At 34.0% G+C, this 20055-nt stretch carries 17 protein-coding genes; 5 read left to right on the top strand and 12 right to left on the bottom strand.

Annotation, left to right across the window (positions count from 1 at the left end):
- The first annotated feature begins 26 nt into the window (after window positions 1-26).
- Window positions 27-2906, top strand: coding sequence for a GEVED domain-containing protein (locus N4A35_09900; GenBank protein MCT4581718.1), 2880 nt, complete (start codon window positions 27-29; stop codon window positions 2904-2906).
- A gap of 32 nt (window positions 2907-2938) precedes the next feature.
- On the opposite strand, the gene N4A35_09895 is transcribed toward N4A35_09900, so the two are convergent.
- Entirely contained in the window at window positions 2939-3565 is a 627-nt protein-coding gene (locus N4A35_09895; protein ID MCT4581717.1) for a deoxynucleoside kinase, read from the bottom strand.
- Window positions 3552-4049, bottom strand: a complete 498-nt coding sequence (gene folK, locus N4A35_09890) for a 2-amino-4-hydroxy-6-hydroxymethyldihydropteridine diphosphokinase (GenBank protein MCT4581716.1) — start codon at window positions 4047-4049, stop codon at window positions 3552-3554. Before folK ends, N4A35_09895 begins: the two co-directional genes overlap by 14 nt.
- Window positions 4050-4347: 298 nt before the next feature.
- On the opposite strand from folK, the gene sppA reads away from it, so the two are divergent.
- Window positions 4348-6129, top strand: coding sequence for a signal peptide peptidase SppA (sppA, locus tag N4A35_09885; protein ID MCT4581715.1), 1782 nt, complete (start codon window positions 4348-4350; stop codon window positions 6127-6129).
- Between the two features lie 70 nt (window positions 6130-6199).
- Here the strand turns inward: sppA and N4A35_09880 are convergent, their stop codons facing one another.
- Window positions 6200-6775, bottom strand: coding sequence for a non-canonical purine NTP diphosphatase (locus N4A35_09880; GenBank protein MCT4581714.1), 576 nt, complete (start codon window positions 6773-6775; stop codon window positions 6200-6202).
- 54 nt (window positions 6776-6829) lie between these two features.
- Here N4A35_09880 and N4A35_09875 point away from each other — a divergent pair, with 54 nt between their 5' ends.
- Window positions 6830-8149: a hypothetical protein gene (locus tag N4A35_09875; GenBank protein MCT4581713.1), complete on the top strand. Its 1320-nt coding sequence runs from the start codon at window positions 6830-6832 to the stop codon at window positions 8147-8149.
- On the opposite strand, the gene N4A35_09870 is transcribed toward N4A35_09875, so the two are convergent.
- From N4A35_09870 to N4A35_09830, 9 genes are read right to left on the bottom strand one after another with little or no spacing between them, the layout of a single operon-like run.
- A complete protein-coding gene (locus N4A35_09870) occupies window positions 8119-9204 on the bottom strand; it encodes a glycosyltransferase family 4 protein (protein MCT4581712.1) in 1086 nt (361 codons plus the stop codon). The two genes, N4A35_09875 and N4A35_09870, sit on opposite strands and share 31 nt — an antisense overlap.
- Window positions 9194-10426 carry a glycosyltransferase gene (locus N4A35_09865; protein MCT4581711.1) on the bottom strand — a complete coding sequence of 411 codons (1233 nt, stop codon included), beginning with the start codon at window positions 10424-10426 and terminating at the stop codon, window positions 9194-9196. The genes N4A35_09870 and N4A35_09865 overlap by 11 nt, the downstream gene beginning before the upstream one ends.
- Before the next feature lie 11 nt (window positions 10427-10437).
- Complete coding sequence (locus N4A35_09860) at window positions 10438-11313, bottom strand: glycosyltransferase (GenBank protein ID MCT4581710.1); 876 nt, start codon at window positions 11311-11313, stop codon at window positions 10438-10440.
- Window positions 11310-12416 (bottom strand): glycosyltransferase family 4 protein, encoded by a 1107-nt coding sequence (locus N4A35_09855; protein ID MCT4581709.1) that lies wholly within the window; start codon window positions 12414-12416, stop codon window positions 11310-11312. The genes N4A35_09860 and N4A35_09855 overlap by 4 nt, the downstream gene beginning before the upstream one ends.
- A 5-nt stretch (window positions 12417-12421) precedes the next feature.
- Window positions 12422-13186: a class I SAM-dependent methyltransferase gene (locus N4A35_09850; GenBank protein MCT4581708.1), complete on the bottom strand. Its 765-nt coding sequence runs from the start codon at window positions 13184-13186 to the stop codon at window positions 12422-12424.
- A complete protein-coding gene (locus N4A35_09845) occupies window positions 13186-13740 on the bottom strand; it encodes an acyltransferase (protein MCT4581707.1) in 555 nt (184 codons plus the stop codon). The genes N4A35_09850 and N4A35_09845 overlap by 1 nt, the downstream gene beginning before the upstream one ends.
- On the bottom strand, window positions 13737-15035 hold the full coding sequence (locus tag N4A35_09840) for a hypothetical protein (GenBank protein ID MCT4581706.1): 1299 nt from the start codon (window positions 15033-15035) through the stop codon (window positions 13737-13739). The genes N4A35_09845 and N4A35_09840 overlap by 4 nt, the downstream gene beginning before the upstream one ends.
- A gap of 3 nt (window positions 15036-15038) precedes the next feature.
- Window positions 15039-16850, bottom strand: coding sequence for an asparagine synthase (glutamine-hydrolyzing) (asnB, locus tag N4A35_09835; protein ID MCT4581705.1), 1812 nt, complete (start codon window positions 16848-16850; stop codon window positions 15039-15041).
- A 43-nt stretch (window positions 16851-16893) separates the two neighbouring features.
- Window positions 16894-18348, bottom strand: coding sequence for an oligosaccharide flippase family protein (locus tag N4A35_09830; protein ID MCT4581704.1), 1455 nt, complete (start codon window positions 18346-18348; stop codon window positions 16894-16896).
- 139 nt (window positions 18349-18487) lie between these two features.
- Here N4A35_09830 and N4A35_09825 point away from each other — a divergent pair, with 139 nt between their 5' ends.
- The gene (locus N4A35_09825; GenBank protein ID MCT4581703.1) at window positions 18488-19531 is read left to right on the top strand and encodes a hypothetical protein; all 1044 of its coding nucleotides are present in this window, start codon (window positions 18488-18490) and stop codon (window positions 19529-19531) included.
- A 9-nt stretch (window positions 19532-19540) separates the two neighbouring features.
- On the top strand, window positions 19541-20038 hold the full coding sequence (locus tag N4A35_09820) for a GNAT family N-acetyltransferase (GenBank protein ID MCT4581702.1): 498 nt from the start codon (window positions 19541-19543) through the stop codon (window positions 20036-20038).
- The last annotated feature ends 17 nt before the right edge of the window (window positions 20039-20055 follow it).

Here is a 20055-nt window from a genome sequence, read left to right as displayed (position 1 = left end):
AGTTAAGACTAGTAAAAGACGAAAAAATGAAAGTTAAAAACAACCTAGCAATTCTATTTATTTTATTGAGTGCTTTTGTGAGTGCTCAGCATGATAAAGCAATAGACAGCTCATTTAGTTTTGTGATAAAAGCGAAGAAAATGAGTGTGGTAACCCCAGTTTTTGATGAGCCGATCTTGCCATTAAATGAAGACGGTAAGACACATGTGGTTCGAAATAAAATGAGGAGAAACAAGTTTACTAATTCAGAACATGCACTCCCCAAAGGAGGAGACCCACTAGTTGGTAATCAAAAATCATCTCACCCCAATAAAGCTCCTATTATGAATTGGGAAGGGCTCGGAAATGCGCAAAGTGGAGGAGCTGTTCCCCCAGATCCCAGTGGAGCTGTAGGAACTGACCATTATGTTCAAATGGTAAATGCCGTGTATCGCGTTTTTGATAAAAATGGAAATGCGTTATCAGCACCAGCCACTTTAGGGTCTTTGCTTGGTGGAGGTAATGCTGGAGATCCTATTGTGATGTACGATAAATATGCTGATCGATGGTTTTTAAGCCAGTTTAAAGGTTATCCTATGGGAGAAGTTTTTGTTGCAGTTTCTCAAACGGCAGATCCATTAGGTGCTTATTATTTATATGAGTTTGATTTAGGTTCATTTCCAGATTATCCTAAGTATTCAATTTGGTCCGACGGGTATTATTTAACAGCAAATAAATCTGGAGAAAATACTTTTGTGATGGAGCGGGATAAAATGTTATTAGGAGATCCTTCAGCTCAAATAATAGGTTTTACAATCCCATCTTTATCTACACCTGGTTTTTTTAGTGTTTTACCTGCTACGGCGAGCTCTACACTTCCAGCAGTAGGAACACCTAATTATCTGTTTTATTTTCAGGATGATGCTTGGGCAGGAGGGACCGATAATTTAAAAATATGGGAAGTAAGTGTAGATTGGGCTACACCAACTAACTCTTCTATTTCCGCTCCTCAAGTATTAAATGTAACTCCATTTGATAGTGAATTTGATGCCAATTGGAACGATATTACTCAGCCCGGGACAAGTTCAAAAATAGATGCTGTACCTGGAGCTTTAATGTATATGGGGCATTATCGATCTTTTAATAATTACAATGCGATTGTCTTAAACCATACGGTAGATGTGAATGGAGCTAACCTAGCAGGAATTCGTTGGTATGAACTAAGGCAATCAGGAACTGGCCCCTGGACACTTCATCAAGAGGGTACCTTTAGTCCAGATACAGAAAATAGATGGATGGGAAGTATAGCAATGGATTACCAAGGGAATATCGGTTTGGCATACGCTGTATCTGGAGCAACAACTTTCCCGTCATTAAGGTATACAGGTAGGTATGCAACCGATCCTTTAGGACAGATGACATTAAATGAGGGAGTTATCGTTAATGGGACTTCTTCACAAACAGGGGTTAATCGCTTTGGAGATTATGCGCAAATGACAATTGACCCTACCGATGATGCTACTTTTTGGTTTACTGGAGAATACATTTCAAATGGTTGGAAAACAAGAATAGCATCTTTTAAAATTGCCAATGATTCAGATGATGATATTGGTATATCTGCCGTAACAAGTCCGTCTAGTGGAGGATTGTCTGGAAGTGAACAAGTTACCGTTACGATTAATAACTATGGGCTCAATCCTCAGTCCAATTTTCCTGTTTCCTATCAAATAGACGGAGGGAGTCTAATTACAGAAACTTATGCAGGTACTTTAGCTGCAGGAAGCAGTACTTCTTATACTTTTAATGCAACAGGCGACTTTTCTAATATAGGAGCATACACTATTGTGGCTTATACCGATTTGGTTAATGATCAGGCACGTCATAATGATACAATTTCTTATCAACTAGAACATATAGGACAAAATGATGTGGGAGTGACAACGATTATATCGCCTGCTTCTGATCCAACATTAGGAGCTAATGAAACAGTAACTGTTGCTCTTGAAAACTTTGGTTTAGCATCACAGTCCAATTTTCCTATTCATTATCAAATTAACCAAGGGAGTGTTGTTAATGAGGTATATAATGGGACGCTAGCACCTGGTGCAACAACAACTTATTCGTTTACAACTACAGCAAATTTAAGTCAACTAGGAAGTTATACCATTTTATCCTATACTGGATTGCCTGGAGATTTAGATTTGTTGAATGATACCACAATCCATTTGGTGGAACATGAAATATGTATGCCAGAAGCTAACTGTTCTTCAGGAGACGGGTTAATTAAAGTTGAATTAGAAACATTGGAAAATAATACAGCCTGTTCGGGCAATGGATATGGAGATTATACACATTTAGGAGCTGTAAACCTAGAAAATGGAGCCAGCTATAACTTAAAGTTACAATCAGGTTATTCAAATCAAAGAGGAACTGTTTGGATTGATTTTAATGATAACTTTGAATTCGAAACCTCTGAGCGATTAATTACGAATACAAATTTTGGAACCTCTATTCATAGTGTTGCATTAGCTATTCCCGCTAATGCCAATTTAGGTGAGCACTTAATGCGAATACGAACCAATTGGAAAGCAGATGTCATAGATGGATGTTCAGATGTTTCGTACGGGGAAACAGAAGATTATTTTGTGAATATTATTCCTTTTACCGGAATTGATGAAAAATATAAAAACGTTGCTGTTGAAGCACTTAGTAAAACAAATAATCAGTTTGAGATCACCGTGAAGCACTTACAAGGTGAAGAAGTAAAGCTTGAAGTTCATAATTCGATAGGTCAAAAAATAGAAGCAGCTGAATTTGATGCTCAAAATAAATGGAACCTAGATTTAAGTCAAGAAGCAGTAGGGTATTATTTAATTAGAGTTGGCAATGCTAACTTTAGTAAGGTCTTGAGAGTTTGGGTAAAATAGTTGTTTTAAGTCAAATAATCAGACAAGGAGCTTTATAGTAAGCTAACTTTCTTTACTCTGTTTTCAAAATTGGCTTGTAAAAGCTTAGCAATTTTTTCTTTTAAAATAGTTGGGTTAGACAAGTCAATTTCATCAGCATTAATTAAAAGAACAGGAAATTCTTGTTGTTGTTTTAAAAAGTGGGTATAGGCATCTTCTACTTTTTGTAAGTAGGCATTAGAGATGTTTGTTTCATACTCACGTCCTCTTTTTAAGATGTTTTCTTTGAGCTGTTGAACGGGGCGTTCTAAAAAAAGCATAATATCAGGTTGAGGTAAGGTCTTGAAAAGCGATTGTACTAAATTTTCTACAAGGTTAAAGTCGTTTTTCGATAAGTTCATTTTGGAAAAAATCAAACTTTTAGAGGGAATATAGTCAGTTACAATAGCTTGGTGTTTTTGTTTGTGAAATTGAAATAATTGTTTGCTCCTGTCTAATATGAATTGTACTTCAGCATGTAGAACAAAATCTTCATTATTATAAAACTCTTTCAAAAAATCATTTTCTTCAAATTCTTCTAACAACAAAGAACTGTCAAATTCTTTAGCGATGAAATTGGCTAAAGTTGTTTTTCCAGCCCCAATATTCCCTTCAATTACGATATGTTTATAGTTCAACATTTACTTGATTAATTTCGTTATTATTGGTTAACTGTTGGAGTAGTTCTTTTACCGTTTTTTGAAAAGTTGTGACATTCCAATGAGGAACAATTTCATTTAAAGGAATTAAGCAAAATAAACGTTCATGCATTCTAGGATGTGGGACAGTTAAACGTTGATTTTGAATGCTTTTGTTTTCAATTAAAATGATATCAATGTCAATTGTCCGATCAGTATATCGTTGAGTCAATGATCTTGTTCTTGAAAGCGTTTGTTCTGTATCTAAGCAAAGTTGGAGTAACTCTAAATCAGAAAGATCTGTTGTGATTTCTAGTGCAATGTTATAATAAGTGTTGCTAGATTCGTAACCATCAGCAGGGCTTTCATAAACCGAAGATTGTTGAACGATATTAATACTGTTTTCAGCAAGTAATTGAATAGCATTGCTTATGTAATAAGCTCTGTTGCCTAAATTGCTTCCTAATAATAATACTGCTCTTTTCATTTCCGTATGCAAAGGTAAGTCATATCGCTAAACCAACATAGAATGAGATTAATATTTTGAGTAAAAAATAATCCTTTTAATTGTTCTATAGCAGTATATCCTTTTGTGTTCATCTTGTTGTTGGTGATTTTGAAAATAGATGGTGTTTGACATTATACTGGCAAATAAACCATTTATAGATGCAAAAAACCGTTCATGTAAAATCAACATTATTGGAAAAGCTTTACTCTACCTTTGTAGGGTAAAGTTGTATTACTTTATAAAGTAGAGAATTAATAACGAATAAAAACAAATAATTATGAAACCATTTTGGAGATCATTTTTCGCATCGTCACTAGCGCTCATTGTAATAGGAGGATTTTTGGTGATTGTGTTTATTGTAGGTATTGCATCAGCAGTTTCTGGAGCATTTGAACCTAAAGACGAATTTAAAGTAGAAGAAAACAGTGTCTTACACGTTGAGTTTAAGAACCCAATTAGTGAAGTTTCTTTTGCTGAGTTTAACAAACAAGAATTAAATTTTAATCAAGCACTTGGATTAAGAGAAATTAAGTTAGGACTTGAAAAAGCAAAGGAAGATGATAAAATAAAAGGAATCTTTCTAAATGTGGCTACTTTACCAGCAGGAATGGCTACAACTGAAGAGATTCGTAATGCGATTATCGATTTTAAAGAGTCAGGAAAATTTGTGATTGCTTATGGAGAAGCTTATACGCAAAAGGCTTATTATTTAGCTACTGCTGCCGATAGTGTTTATTTATATCCAGAGGGAATGGTGGAGTTCCAAGGTTTAGGGACAGAGTATATGTTCTTTAAGAATGCAATTGATAAATTAGGGTTAGATGTGCAAATCATAAGAGGAAGCAACAATAAATTTAAAAGTGCTGTTGAGCCATTTATGTACGATCACATGAGTGATGCTAACAGAGAGCAAACAATGACCTATTTGAATGCATTATGGAATCAAATGTTGAAAGGAATTACTGATACTAGAGGAATTAGTAAAGCAACATTAAATGAAATAGCTGATTCTGTTTACGTTCGTTCTGCTGAAACAGCAAAAGAGTATAAATTAGTTGATGCGTTGATCTATGAAGATGAATTGTTAGCGCAATTGGAAGAGAAATCAGGAACAAAAGAAGATAAAGAATTAAGTTTGGTATCTTTTCAAAAGTATTGTACAAAAGCAGCTAAAAAGCAAAAAAGAGCTTTAAAAGGAGAAGACAAAAATATTGCTGTGGTATATGCTGTTGGAGGAATAGAAAGTGGAAAAGGAGGAGCAACCAAAATTGGTTCAGAAACCATCGCAAAAGCGATCAGAGATGCTCGTAATGATGAAAATATTAAAGCGTTAGTATTAAGAGTAAACTCTCCAGGGGGAAGTGCTTTAGCTTCGGATGTGATTTGGAGAGAAATGGTGTTAGCAAAAGAGAAAATGCCAGTAGTGGTATCGATGGGAGATGTAGCAGCTTCAGGAGGATACTATATTTCTTGTCAATCAGATAGAATTTTTGCTCAACCGAACACCATTACAGGTTCTATTGGAGTATTCGGAGTATTACCAAATATCTCTAAACCATTAGAAGAAAAGTTAGGAATTACAGTTGATAGAGCATATACTAACCGTCCTTCAATGATGACGATAACTAGAGGTTTAACTGACGAAGAGTATGCTATTGTTCAAGAAGGTGTAGACGACATATACATGGACTTTAAACAGAAAGTTGCCGATGGAAGACCAGGATTGGATGTTGCTGGAGTAGATAGTATTGGGCAAGGAAGAGTTTGGGCAGGAACAGATGCCATTAAAATTGGCTTAGTAGATGAATTAGGAGGAATTGATGAGGCTGTAGCTTATGCAGCTGAAAAAGCCGAAATAAAAGACGTTAAAATTGACGTTTATCCAAAAGCAGAGGATAATAAATTGAATGAATTATTAGAACAGTTTGATGTAGATGCAAGTGCTTCTATCTATAGTCCAGCGACTAAAAAGTTAGCCGATTATCTACAGGCAGTAGAAAAAGCAACAATGGTAGAAGGCGTACAAGCTCGTTTACCTTTTGAAATAACTATAGAATAATAATTCTAGGTCACTTTAATTAAAAAAAGCCTGCTTGATTTCAAGCAGGCTTTTTTTATTATGAGGTCGATTATTTTTGAAGTAAAAATGTACACATTTTGTCAAAAGCTTTACCGCGGTGACTAATTTTATTTTTTTCCTCCATATTTAATTCAGCAAATGTCCTGTCAAGGTTTTCTGGCTGAAATATTGGATCGTAGCCAAATCCTTTTGCTCCTGTGATTTTTTTAGTGATAACGCCTTTTGCTTTACCAGAGAATAAGTATTCCTCTTTGTCAATAATCAGCGCGATTGAAGTTTCAAAATACGCAGCTCTATCGGTATTGTTTCCCAGTTTAGAAAGGACTTTTTCAATGTTTTTTTGAGGGTCTCTATCCTCGCCAGCATATCTAGCACTATAAACTCCTGGTTCTCCATTTAAAGCAGCGATAATTAGTCCAGTATCATCGGCAAAACAATTAACGTTGTAGTTGTCCGATACATATCTAGCTTTTTGTAGTGCATTTCCTTCTAATGTCTCTTGAGTTTCTGGGAGTTCTTCATTACAATTAATGTCTTTGAGTGATAAAATTTCGAATTTATTACCTAAAGCTGACTTAATTTCTTTTATTTTGTTCTCGTTGTTGGTTGCAAAAACTAGTTTCATTTTCTTTTTGGATTAAAAAAACAAAGGTAAATAATTATAGAGATACAAAGTTAAATGATTCCTCAATTAGAGTTATATGATGGTTGTTTGATGATCATTTACCTATTTGCAATTTATTTAGGTGCAATTCTTTATGTCCAAAAGAAAAAAAAGGACCAACCATTATACCGTTACTTTTTATCAGCGTTAACCATAAAAATAGGAGGAGGTATTGTATATGCCTTGTACCATGTTTATATTTATAAAGGAGGAGATACTTTTGTGTTTTATAATGCCGCAAAAGATTTGGCGAACTATATCTCTGTGTTAAACCCCTCTACTTTTGGAGCTTATTTTAGCGGTTTTAACCCTGCAGAGTATAACTTTTCTCCCGATTATAATTATATCCTGAATGGAACAGATGTTTTGTTTATTGTTAAGTTGACCAGTGTGTTTTACTTTTTAGCAGGTGGATCCTATTTTGTGATAACCATTTTGTTTTCCTTTCTTTCTTTTTTGGGACTGTGGTATGCCTTTTTAACTTTTTGTAGGCTTTACCCTAAATTAGCTTATCCATTTTTTTTAGTGATTTATTGTGTGCCGACGATGACTTTATGGAGTTCTGGTTTGTTAAAAGATACCGTAACAATTGGGGCTATAGGTTGGTTGATTTATGGTTTTGCCAATTTGTTTATCTATAACCAAAAATTACTAAAAAGTTTGTTTCATATATTCTTTAGCAGTTTTCTAATTTTTATGTTAAAGTCTTACTTGATTTATTTATTATATCCAGCATTTTTTATTTGGGTACAATCGAGTATAAAGTCTAAGATTAAAAGTGCTTTCTTAAGAAATATGATCGCACCCTTGCTCTTTTTGTCGATGATTGGAGCATTAGTTTTTATTTTGTCATCTTACTCCAATAGTGCGGGGAAATATAGTTTAAACAATTGGCAAAGTACTTTACAAGGGTTTCATTCTTGGCATGGACACTTAGCAGATACCAGAGATCAGTCTGGTTATTCTTTAGGGGAAATGGATTATACCATCTTAGGAGTGTTGTCGAAAGTTCCGGCAGCAATTAATGTTACTTTTTTTAGGCCTTATCCTTGGGAGATTAGAAACATCGCAACATTATTAGGTGCTTTTGAAGCTTTATTGTTTATGGGGTTTACAGTGGTCGTTTTGGTTAAGAGGAGATTAACAATTTTTGCCTATGTGTTTAAAAACAAAGAAGTGCTCTTTTTGCTTTCGTTTGCTTTACCTTTTGCTTTTATTGTTGGATTAAGCTCATATAATTTTGGAGCATTGTCAAGGTATAAAATTCCCTCTGAACTGTTTTATTTAATTGCTTTAGTGATTATTTATAAAACACCATTTAAAACTTCTAAATAGGTTTTAGTGTTCGATTTGATTGAGAATTTTTCTACAACTGTTTGAGTGGCTCTTTCCCCCATTTTATTTCTCTTTTCAACATTGTCGATGATGGAGGTTATGGCATTCACCCATTCTTCATCATTGTTAACAAGAAAGCCATTGACTCCACTTTGAATTATTCGAGAGTTAGCACCAATGTTGGTAGCTATTGTTGGGATTCCTAAGGCCATGTATTGTAGTGCTTTAAGTCCACTTTTTCCCAGAACCCATTGTTCATTGGGTAGTGGGTATAAGCCAATGTCTATGTTTTTTAAATCCTCCACCTCGGAGCTCAAATTCCAAGGAATAGCTTTGAGTTTAATGCCAGGGTTTTTAAAAGTAAATTGAGCATCGCCAATAACTAAAACTTCAAAGGCGTAGTTTTTTTCAAGCAACGTTTCCAATACACTTTCAAGTAGTTTAACATATTTAGAAGTGCTATGACTTCCACTCCAACCTAATGTAATAGTCGTTTTTTCTTGGTGTTTTTTAGGTTGATACTTGTCGGTATCAATAGTGGAAGAGATATCCGTTGTTTTTTCATTGAATTGTCGAACAAAATTATCTAAAGTAGGGGTACAAGTGATCACATGGTCAGCTACGCGCATTAGGTAAATCATTTTGTTTTTTCCTTTTAGATTTTTCAAGAGTTGATTGGCTTCGCTTGAATGTCCTAAAAAAACCATGTCATCAATGTCGTAAACTATTTTTTTTGCAAAGCGTCTAACTAGCCACTCAAATATTGGAAAACCAAATGGAGTTACCCATAAATGGACATAGACAATGTCATATTTCCTAAGTGAGAAAAGTGTAAGTAGGCGACTAAAATACCCTATTATTGTATAGAAGATTTTTTGAAATAAAAACCCTTTTTGATAGATGATATTCCAAAACTTTAAGGAAACAAAAGATTGGGTTGTAATGGTAAAACCATTACGCTCAATATGCTGGTAATATTGCTCGTATTTTAACCGTTGGCTAGGTGCTTTATCAAGGGGGTACGGACTTAAAAATAAAATTTTTTTATTTTTCATTGTTGAGAACCGTTTTATAAATTTTAGAATAAGAGGCTAAGCCTTTTTCTAATAGAAAATAATCTTGAGAGTTTTCTCTGATTTCTTTTTTAGTTTTATGGAACAGCGTGTCAATTTTAGCAATCACCTCTCGAAACGACTCTGCATTTAGTTCTTCAAGGCAAAAACCTGTATTTGTTTGTTCTGTAATGGTTTTTACATCTCCAATGTTGTTACAAATAACAGGAATCCCCATGGCGAGAAGTTCCCCCATTTTTGTTGGAGAACTCGACTTTTTAGAATATGAATTCTTTATAAAAAAGATGCTAAAGTCAGCAATTGAAGCCAGTTGTGGAAGCTCCTTTCTGGTGCTAAAGCGAATGACAAAGTCGCTGGGTTTTAAATGGTGCTTTTTCGCAAGGTTATGGATGATTTCAGGAGGTTCTGGAGTTAAAACTAGAAAAACTGAGTCTGGGTATTGAGTTTTAAATTCCTTGTAGAAGAGTACCATTTCATCTGCTAAATACCAAGTGCCTAAAGAGCCAATATAGCTCATTACTTTTGTAGATGGGGCAATTCCTAAAGCTGATTTGGTGGCTGTTGTTTCATCAATTATTGTGAAGTGATTATAGTCTGCTACACAGGGAATAACGCTAATTTTATCGCTGTTAAGTTGGGGGATGTTCCACCCTAACATTTCTTGCTTTCCATTATTCGTTAAGCTAACTACAGCATCTGCATCAGATAAAAATGATCGCTCTTTTCTCTTAAAAAAGTTGTAAACTTTCTTGTAGTGCGGTTTTGAAATATCCCATATTTTTCCATCCACTCTTTCGTCCGCCCAAAAACCTCGCATATCAAATAAGAACTTAACCCCATGCTTTTGTTTAAACCCTAATCCGATTAATGCTGTGATGTAACTTCTGCAATGGATTAAAGAAAAATTTTGTTGTTGATGAAGTTGTTTTGTCTTTTTATTGATTTGATAAATGTCCCAGATCGTGGATAAAATAGGAGGCTTTTTGGTATAGAAAATAGGTTGCCAGTCGATATTATTTTGAGTACAAATATTTTCTATAATGAATTGGTTTTGTTGGTAGCGTTCCTTTTTTTCACAAGAAATTAAAGTAAAATGATACCCCTCTTTAGTTAGCCCAATAATGTAGGGTAGCACTTGCGACTGTCCCAAAGGATCAGTCATGCCGTCATAAGAAAGGTATAATATGTTTTTATGTTGATTCACCAAGTGATTGTTTAAGAAATGAGATGTTTTAATATAGCTAAACTTTTTCTAGAAAAAAAGAGCAAAGGTCGCTGTTTTAATGCTTTAAAGTAATATTTAAATCCAGTTTTTTTGGCTTTGCTTAAAATTAAATGAATCGAAATATAAGCATAAGAGTTGGCGTAAAGCACTTTTTTAAAAGGGCTATAGAATGCCGCTGTTCTTGGATCGTCAAATAAGTAGTGTAGCATTAATTCTTTTCGTTGAATAATACGCTCAATATCATAGTTAAGAACACTTCTGTCGTCGTGTTCTATAAGAGTAGAAGTTGTGACGGGGTTACATAGAATGGATTCGTTGACATTCATACGAAGCCAAAGCTCATAATCTTCAGACCCAGCTAATTTTCGATCTTCTTGAAATAAATAATGGTTGAATGTCTCTTTTTTGATAAAAGCGCCTTGGCAAGCAAAGATATTTCCTTCATGAATTAGAGCAGAGCTTACCTCTTTAGGAGGCGTAATCGCTTTTTTTATTAGTTTTCCCTTATGGTTCTTGATATCAAATAATTGAAAGAAAACATTAGGGTTGTTTTGCTGAATAAATTGACTGGCTTCTTCTAAATAATTTGGGCGTAGTAAATCATCAGAGTCTAAAAATGTGATGTAATCTCCAATAGCGTATTGTACACCATAGTTTCTGGCAGCTCCACGTTCACCATTTTCTTTAAAATAATACTTTACTTTATTGGAGTTGATTTTTTTTATGATCGTTTCTGTATGATCTGTACTCCCATCATCTACCACTACAACTTCAAAGTCTGTATAGCTTTGGTTGAGGGCTGATAGTATCGTTTTTTCAATAAAATTGGCTCTGTTATATGTTGGTATTATTATTGAAAATTTCATTGATAAAGACGTTCCAATTTTTGAACAAAAGTAAGTAAATTATATTTCTCTACTGATTTTAGCCCGTTTTCAACTAATGTTGAAGTAAGGTCTTTATGGGTTAAAAGCTGTTTAATCGCTTTTACAATTGCTTGATCGTCTTTATAGGGAATAACAATCGCATTTTTTTGGTCGATTATAAATTCATTGGCAACTCCTGAAAGCGTAAAGATAGACGGTTTTCCAGCGGCAAGTGCTTCAATGTAGGTTTGCCCAAAAGCCTCTATCTGATGGTCTATAGGCGTATGGATGTACAAATCAAAAAGTTGATATAATGCAAATAAGTTAGGTTCAAAAACAATTTCTCTATAGTTTTCCTTAGGAATAGTTTTTAGAGCTTCTTTGATTTCCTGCTTATCTGGGCCGTTTGCATTGGCTAATACCAAAATAGCATCAGGATACTCTTGTAAAAGTGCTTTAAATCCCTTAATGATGTACTGAATGCCTTTCCAGTTGATATATCTTGAAATGACTCCTATTACAGGAGAATTATTAATGTTATAGTTGTTTTTTAAGGTTTGGACCTCTTCTTTAGAAACATTTTGAAAACTCTTTAAATCAAACCCGTGGTGGATGAGGTGAATCTTCTGAGGGGGAACCTGTTCTTTGTTTTCAAGAACGTCTCTAACATTTTCTGAGATTGCAACAATATCTGAGGCTAACCAATTGCTTAGTTTGTCGTATTTAACAGCCTTAGGAAAATTGTTGTGGTGAAAAGTAGAGTGGTGCCTAGTATATATTCTTTTTTTGATACCTAATGCTTTTGCCGCCGTAAGTCCAATTAAGTTAGCGTCAAATAAATGGGTGTGAACTCGTTGAGGTTGGATGGCTTTTAAAAGTTGGTATACTTTTAGAAACGATTTGGGAAAACTCTTTTTGCCATTATGCGGAACATAAAAAGTAGCAATAGATTGAGCAGTAAGCCAACGATACAGGTAAGGTTCTTGGTGGTGGAGTAAAATAAAAGAAATCTCAAACTGAGCGTTATTGATGTGTTCAGCAATCCATTCAAAGGCAATAGCTTTGTCGATATTAGAAAGGATATATGTTACTTTGGTTTTCAACGTGCTTATTTTCTTAGTATACCTACATATTTTCCTAAATGCTCAATAATAATAGGCGTTTGATCTATCGAATCACAAAAGTGTTTAAACCCTAAGTTGTCATTAATGTCGTCAGAAATAAATAGCCCTCCATCCTTTAGTGCTTTCCAAAGTAATGGACTTGCCCACATTCTTCCTGTATAGCTTTTATCACTGTCGTAATGGCAAGCGTCAATCTGTTGGTTAAAGTGATTTAGGGCCATAGGAATCCCTTTGATATCGGCTTCACGTTGCAGTTTCCATTGGTCTTTTAATTGATGGGGAACAACACAGCCTACATAGTCATCATTATTCATTTTGATATACGGCATATCATTACTAATTAAAAAAGCGTTTTTATTCTCTTTTATCGCAAGTAAGATCGCTAGAGTAGACCAGCCATAAGCAACACCTGTTTCTATTATTTTTTGTGAGTTACTTGCTTTTATTAGAGTGTATAGAAAAGAGGTCGCTCCTTCTCCTCCCATTTTCACAGGACAGTTTTTTGCCGTTTCTTGAGCTTTGTTGATAAGCTCTGGGAACAACGTGTTTAATTCAATAATTTCAGAGTTAATACCTAGTTTTTTTAAGGCTTCAGATTGGCTAATAGCATTCGTTTTACACCAAGACAAAGCTTCAGCAGAACTGTTTTCAAGCTCTTTGTTTTTTCGTCTTTTTAAAACCTGAAATACTTGCGGAATATATTTAGGTTTTGAAATAAACCAACCTATTGTTTTTAATTTTTCTAACATTAAACTTTTTTATTTATAGGTTTAGCTGGGATGCCAGCATAACGCATGTTTTTGGGTACACTTTTGTTAACTAAGGAGTGGGCTCCAACTACAGCATTTTCGTTAATCGTTACCCCTCTTAAAATGGTTGCCTTTGCGGCTATCCATGAGTTTCTTTTAATTAAAATTGGAGCACTATTATAGCCTTGTTGTGCTATTGGAGTAGAAGTATTGTTGTGTTGATGGTCTTGGTCTCTTATTACGACCATTTCCGCTACCTCTACATGTGGTTCTATTGTAATGGAGTTGATCGAGACAATAACAGAATTATGACCAATATAACAATCGTTTAAGTTAATCGTAGCGCTATGTTTCGCATGAAGAACAACACCATGACCTATAACCACCTTAGTTAAGGTAATTTTACTATTGTTGTCGCAATGAATAGAGCAGTTTTTACCAATGGTCGAGCGATAGTCAATTTTAAGGTTGCTATATTTAAGCTTCAATTTAGTGATTCTATAAATGTTTAGAATAGAAGCTTTAAATTCTGATATTTTCCTAACTATTTTCATAGTGTTTTTAACATTTTCTCAAAAATAGAAACCTGACTTTTAAAGGAATAAAATTGCACGTTTTCTTCAACAGGTGAGAAAGGGATGTGTTGATTCTTTTTCCATAAAACTACACTTTTAATAATAAAATCAGAGAATTCTTCAGAAGATTTGAAAATATACCCAGCATTTGTTTCTGTAATTATTCTTTCCATAATGTCGTCATTGTTGGAAATTAAGGCAATGGGTTTGTGAATTCCTAAATATTGAATGAGTTTACTCGAAACAATTCCCTTTTTGGTTTTAAAACTAATTTGAAGTAAAAGTTGAGCAGTTTTTAAATAGCTCATCGCTTCTTTTTTAGGAAGAAAAGGAGTAATGTTAAGTATTGCTTCCAAACCACTATTCGTTAAAGGAGATAATACCTCTTTAGGAGATAACTGGGTCCCAATAAAATTGACTTTTAATAACGAACTTAATTCAGGCATCTGCTTGAGCGCTAGTGTTAGCCCCTTTATAAAAATAGATAAATCTTGTTCAGCCCTTAACTGTCCACTAAAAGTGATGTTAAAAAAGTTGTTTTGTTTAGTTGGTGTTTTGTTATTCTCGCTCGCGTCAAAACCATTATAGATTGTTTTGGTTTGGTTGGCTTGTAACAATTGGTTACAGTTTTTGGAGATGGGGTCACTAACAGAAATCACTAAATCAGCACTTTTAATAAGCTTTGCCTCTATTTTTCTGTATTTCTTATCAAGGATAAAAGAAAGTGCCCCTTTGTTGTTTAAGCTGTCCAAGTATACATCTTTCATTACAGCATTCCAGGGATCTCTATAGTCTAGAACTAATTTAGCTTGAGAAGCCGCTTTTAGTTGAACGCCATATTCTAGCATTAACCAGGGGCCACCTGTAGCAATAATATAGTCAACTTTATCAAGATCTTCAATAAGTTTATTGGCGTCAAAATTTAATCGAATGTTAAAGTTTATAGGAAGGAAAAATTCACCAATTTTCCAGGCAATTCGTTTAAAAAAGCCTTGTTTACGATTATTGAGTTTGTGATAAAGAAAATTAAAGATTGATTGTACAGAGGTATATCCTTTGGGGTGGTCAATAGGTTTAATCTTGATGATGTTAGCAAACCCTAAATCTGTTTCCCATATCCAATTCTCTTTTAATGGTAAATCGGCAGTTATAACAGTTACTTTGTAACCTAATTCGGTAAGGTATTTTGCGAAAAAATACTGTCTTCTTCCCCCAACATTAGAGTGTGGTGGAAACAAGTAAGAAAGGATAACAATATGTTTGGATTTATTCATCTTTTAGATACTTCCTAGCATGAGGTATTGCCAATTTAATTTGGGGTTTTCAACCGCAATAATCTTGTCCTTTTTTAGCGTTTCAATAGATGCAGAAATAATCGATTGAAATAAAGGGTCGTTTTCCCATTTTTTTTGTGGGATAGCATATCCTATTTTATCTTTTCTCCATGCAATTTCTTGCGGCAAAAGGTCCTCTAAGCTCTTTCTTAAAATATATTTGGTCCAGCCAGCTTGTAATAAATATTCATTGGGTAAAGAAAATAAAAAAGATACCAATTGATGACTTAAGAACGGAAGTCTAACCTCAACAGAGTTAGCCATAGAGTTTCTGTCAGAATATCTTAATAATTCAGATAAACCTCGTTTAAAAAGAGCATCGTAGAGGCGTTGTTTTAAGTTTGGTGATCGGTCTAAAGGGTTTTTACTTTTCTGATAGTGTTTTACTAATTCAGGATTGATCCCTAAGAAATAGTTGGAGTCTGTTTTCTTGATGTTTTTAAAGAAATTTCCTACCGTTTTTTTGGAAGAGTAGTGCAAAGCATGCCATTTAAATTCAAGTGAGGGGTTGTTTTGCGTTAACCCCCTGTGACGATTATAGGCTTTTAACTCTTCGTGATATTTTTTTCTGTTGGTTCGATACAGCTCCAAAAAATAAGCGTCATAATATCCTTGGTACCCAGCGAGAATTTCATCAGCTCCTTGGCCATCCTGTAGTACAATTACATCGTTAGCTCTAGCTAGCTTCATTACTTCAAACTGTGCAGCAATACTTAAACTAGCGATAGGCTCCTCCTGATGATGCATGATTTTTTTAAAGTTGGAAAGCGTACTGTTTGCTGTAGGATATACAAAATGTGGATCAACATTAGTTTTGTTGATGACATAATGCATATATTCTCCTTCGTCTTTGTCAAAGTTTTTAAACCGAGCAGAAAAGGTTTTTTGTACTTGTTCCTCTTGTTTCAGTTGATCGATCAGTAAAACAATAGAAGAGGAATCTAACCCGCCAGATAGACTACTCCCTACAGGAACATCGCTTCGGAGTCGTTTTTTGATCGCGTCTTCGAGTAAAGTCCTAAATTGAACTTGAGCTTCAGCAAATGAAATGTCAATCTGATGCGTGAGGTCAATGTCCCAATATTTTTTTTGTATTGGTTTGTGATGCTTTGATATAATTAAATAGTGAGAGGGCTTCAGCTGTTGGATATGCTCGTAAAAAGTAGAAGAACGGTCATTAGGATCTTCGTTAATTCCGTACATCAAATACTGGTAATACCTACTTAATCGTTTTTCTTGGGAAATGCCAACTTTAAAGAGCGCTTTCATTTCAGAAGCAAAAACAATTTTTTGGTTGGAGCTATGATAAAAGAAAGGTTTTTCGCCAAAACGATCCCTAGCACAAAATAACTCTTCTCTTTCTTCATCCCATATTGCAAAAGCAAACATTCCGTCTAAATCTTGTAGGCAAAGTTCTCTTTTGAAGTCGAACAATGCTAATAAAACCTCTGTGTCTGTTTCCGATTCAAATACATATCCTTTAGACTGTAGGTCTTTTTTTAGCTCAAGATAATTGTAGATTTCACCATTGTAGGTAATGGTGTATCTTCCTTTTTTGTAGTGCATTGGCTGTTTGCCCTTTTCAGAAAGGTCTAAAATAGACAACCTTCTATGCCCTAAACCAACAGTTTTACTTTGATTAACCCATCTTCCCTCTCCATCAGGGCCTCTGTGTACAATTGTATCTGTCATTAATTTAACCTCGTTTAGATCAACAGGGTCAGTATATGATATAATTCCAGCAATTCCACACATTAAATAGTAGTTTTATTTTTTGCAAATCTAAAAAAAATAGACTTTAAGTTTTAGAAGGAAGAAAAGCATTTAGCTTTTGTTTGAAAAATGTAACAATTTTTTCATCAATGAAATTCCGTTGATACAAGAGGAAGTAGGTGAGCGGGAAGTACAAGAATTTAAAAGAAAAATCAATAAAAATGTTATCGGAAATCGTTATCCATAAGAAAGGAAGAATACACAAGGAGGCGATTAATAATGTAAATAAAATTTTAGGGAGGTCTATAATCGCTGTAAGTTTTGTTTTCAGTATGTTGGCGTTCATTTTAAGGGCAATAAATGCATAGATAAATAATGTGATTATTGTTGCTATAGCTGCCCCTTTAATGTCAAAATAATAGATAAAGAACGCATTTAAAACCAGATTGAAAAGTATTGCGAAAATTTGAAGGTATAGAATCTTTTTAGTGTTTTTAGAAGCGATTAATACATCCAGATAATCATAAATTCTCATCAATAAAGAGAGGTTGAATATGGTGAAAATTAATGCGCTGTCAATGTACTTTTCTGATAGGTAAAGGGTGATGAAATCAGAACTAAAAGTAATGAAGAAAATACAGAATGGATAAACAATAGCAGCAATGTTTAACGAAAGTTTCTTTTTGATGTTAGCAATAGTGTCTAGCTTATCGTTAGAAAAGTGCTGCGTTATTTTAGGGAGAAATAACTGTGAGATCGATAAGTATAAAACAGAAATTAATGGAACCTCAAAAGCTCCGTTTTTATAAATAGCAAAACTTTCCTCGTTCTTAAATAAACTAATCATAATACTATCCGTTGCTAAGGTTAAAAAACCAAGGATGTTTGCAAAGTTTAAATACACACCTGTTTTGAGTTGTTCAACCCCGGCTTTAACTTTTGTTAAGTAATCTTTGCTTAGCCTACTTTTTAAAATAGCAGTGAGAAGAATGAACTTTATTAGTTCGAGCAAAGAAAGAAAAATGAACACAAGTTTTAAAGACGAAAAAAACTGGATTGCAATAAACAAAAGAATTAAACGAAGGGTGTTAATTAATACAAGTGTTTTCGTGTATAACGGAACTTTTTTGTAAAAAATTAAAACAGAAGATAAGGTCGTAGCTGGGATAGAAAAAATAACACTAAAACTATATAAAGTAATGTAAAAAGGGATGTTTTCGTTGTTAAAAGATAAACCAATTAATTCGCTAAAACCAATTAACAAAACACATGCAATAACCCCTAGTGTTATACCTAAGTAATAGTTACTACTGATGACTTGTTTATTGTTTCTGTTATTGCTCAAATAAACAAAAACAATGGAGGCAAGTCCACCAGAAAATAACATCTTAATAACGTCTACAACAAGAATAGTTTGCCCATAATCTCCGTATTCAGCAATACTAAGAGTTCTAGCTAAGAACGGAAGGAATAATATATTGATAATAATATTAATCCCTTTGCCAAAAACTAAAGTGGTAACATTTTTAACCGTAGACATTATTCATGATTTGAAGCCAAAACTACTAAATATTTATATCGCAACCATTTATTTAAATAACAAACCTTTAAATAACTCTGTTTTAATTAAATGAAATAAAATATTACATTTGTTAGTTGTTCCTATAAGAAAGATTAATATGAGTTTTAGAAAGAGTATATTTTTAGTGTTGTCTATGAGTGCATTGGTTGCTTTACAAGCTTGTAAAACAGATTTTGAAATCAATGCTCCTTATGATGATATCCCTGTTATCTTTGGTGCGCTAGATCAAACGGTTGACACTCAGTATGTCAAGATAAATAAGACTTATTTAGGAACAGGAGATAATACAACCTATGCTGCAATTAATGACAGTATTTTATTCCCTAATTTATCCGCAACAATAGATGAAGAATTAAATGGAGATGTATTGAATTCATATAGCCTTGAAGAAAAATGGGTAAAGAATATTGAAGATGGGATTTTTAATACAGATTCACAAAAGGTATACTTTTTTGTTCCAAATGGAGGGTTAAATACAGACGCTACCTATAAATTAACGGTTAATATTGATGAGGGAAGAAAAACGGCAAAAGCAGAAACAAAGCTAGTTGGGAATTTAGATTTTGGACAGCTTTTTAAGCAGCAAGCCCATTCAGGATTGAGTTTTGCAAGTCCTAATAATAGTTATAGCGATGTTCCTGTTCGTTGGTTGTCTGTAGAAGGAGCAAGTAGATATGAAACAAGTATGGTGTTTTATTATGATGAGCACAACCAAAATGGTATCGAAGAAAAAAGCATAGAGTGGTTTTTAGGAGCGTCTAATTCAAAAACAACAGATGGTGGAGAAGATATGACTAAAGAAATTAGAGGAGACGCATTTTATAAAATTATAGCAGGAAAGTTGGATGGTTATGAAAATGAGGATAATGTAACGAAGAGAGTGTTTAAAAGAATAGAGTTTTCCTTAGCAGCGGCGGGAGAAGATTTAAGTACCTACATTGGGGTAAATGAGCCAAGCAATAGTATTGTTTCTGAACGTCCAACTTTTTCAAATATTGATGGAGGGTTAGGTGTTTTTTCAAGTAGGGTGAATATTGTGATGAAAGAATATCAAATAGGCTCACCTTTTCAGTTAAGTTATAGCTCACGTCAAGAGTTGATGAATGGACAATATACTGGCCATTTGAAATTCCAGCCATAAAAGATGGAGGTGAAAAATATTGAAGCAAATGAAGCAGAGGAGGTGTTAAAGGTTTATCACTCTTGTGTCTGTCAACATCAAAAAAAAGGCTTCAATCAATGGGATGAAAATTACCCCAATTTACCAATAGTACTGAATGATATTAAAAATAAATGGCTTTTTGGAGGATATGTTGCAAACAAGTTAGTAGCTGTTATTGCGATAACAGAAGATGAACCAATCGAATACCAAACGGTCAAATGGAGTCTTGATAGTGCTCCTTATTATATTATTCATAGGTTATGTGTTGCTGAAAGTTGGTTAAGAAAAGGGTATGCCAAACAATTAATGAGTTTTGCTGAAGATTATGCAAATTTAAAAGGTAGGAAGTCGATTCGTTTAGATACTTATTCTCTGAATGAGGGGGCGTTACTTTTTTACAAAAAAATAGGGTACAGAAAAACGGGAGTTGTGAATTTCCCAAAGAAAACAGCATCCAATTATACTTGTTTTGAAAAACTACTTTAATAAATAATCTGAAAAGA

This window comes from Flavobacteriales bacterium (assembly GCA_025210295.1).
Classification (GTDB): Bacteria; Bacteroidota; Bacteroidia; order Flavobacteriales_D; family Parvicellaceae; genus S010-51.
Note: the sequence above shows the minus strand (reverse complement) of the source record. Positions and strands in the feature narration are given on the sequence as shown.

What these genes read in the sequence shown, in the direction of transcription:
- asnB (MCT4581705.1), bottom strand. Translation starts at nt 16,850, where the DNA reads ATGTGTGGAATTGCTGGAATTATATCATATACTGACCCTGTTGATCTA.
- N4A35_09880 (MCT4581714.1), bottom strand. Translation starts at nt 6,775, where the DNA reads ATGAAACTAGTTTTTGCAACCAACAACGAGAACAAAATAAAAGAAATT.
- N4A35_09860 (MCT4581710.1), bottom strand. Translation starts at nt 11,313, where the DNA reads ATGAAATTTTCAATAATAATACCAACATATAACAGAGCCAATTTTATT.
- folK (MCT4581716.1), bottom strand. Translation starts at nt 4,049, where the DNA reads ATGAAAAGAGCAGTATTATTATTAGGAAGCAATTTAGGCAACAGAGCT.
- N4A35_09870 (MCT4581712.1), bottom strand. Translation starts at nt 9,204, where the DNA reads ATGAAAAATAAAAAAATTTTATTTTTAAGTCCGTACCCCCTTGATAAA.
- N4A35_09845 (MCT4581707.1), bottom strand. Translation starts at nt 13,740, where the DNA reads ATGAAAATAGTTAGGAAAATATCAGAATTTAAAGCTTCTATTCTAAAC.
- N4A35_09830 (MCT4581704.1), bottom strand. Translation starts at nt 18,348, where the DNA reads ATGTCTACGGTTAAAAATGTTACCACTTTAGTTTTTGGCAAAGGGATT.
- N4A35_09840 (MCT4581706.1), bottom strand. Translation starts at nt 15,035, where the DNA reads ATGAATAAATCCAAACATATTGTTATCCTTTCTTACTTGTTTCCACCA.
- N4A35_09850 (MCT4581708.1), bottom strand. Translation starts at nt 13,186, where the DNA reads ATGTTAGAAAAATTAAAAACAATAGGTTGGTTTATTTCAAAACCTAAA.
- N4A35_09895 (MCT4581717.1), bottom strand. Translation starts at nt 3,565, where the DNA reads ATGTTGAACTATAAACATATCGTAATTGAAGGGAATATTGGGGCTGGA.
- sppA (MCT4581715.1), top strand. Translation starts at nt 4,348, where the DNA reads ATGAAACCATTTTGGAGATCATTTTTCGCATCGTCACTAGCGCTCATT.
- N4A35_09825 (MCT4581703.1), top strand. Translation starts at nt 18,488, where the DNA reads ATGAGTTTTAGAAAGAGTATATTTTTAGTGTTGTCTATGAGTGCATTG.
- N4A35_09900 (MCT4581718.1), top strand. Translation starts at nt 27, where the DNA reads ATGAAAGTTAAAAACAACCTAGCAATTCTATTTATTTTATTGAGTGCT.
- N4A35_09875 (MCT4581713.1), top strand. Translation starts at nt 6,830, where the DNA reads ATGATTCCTCAATTAGAGTTATATGATGGTTGTTTGATGATCATTTAC.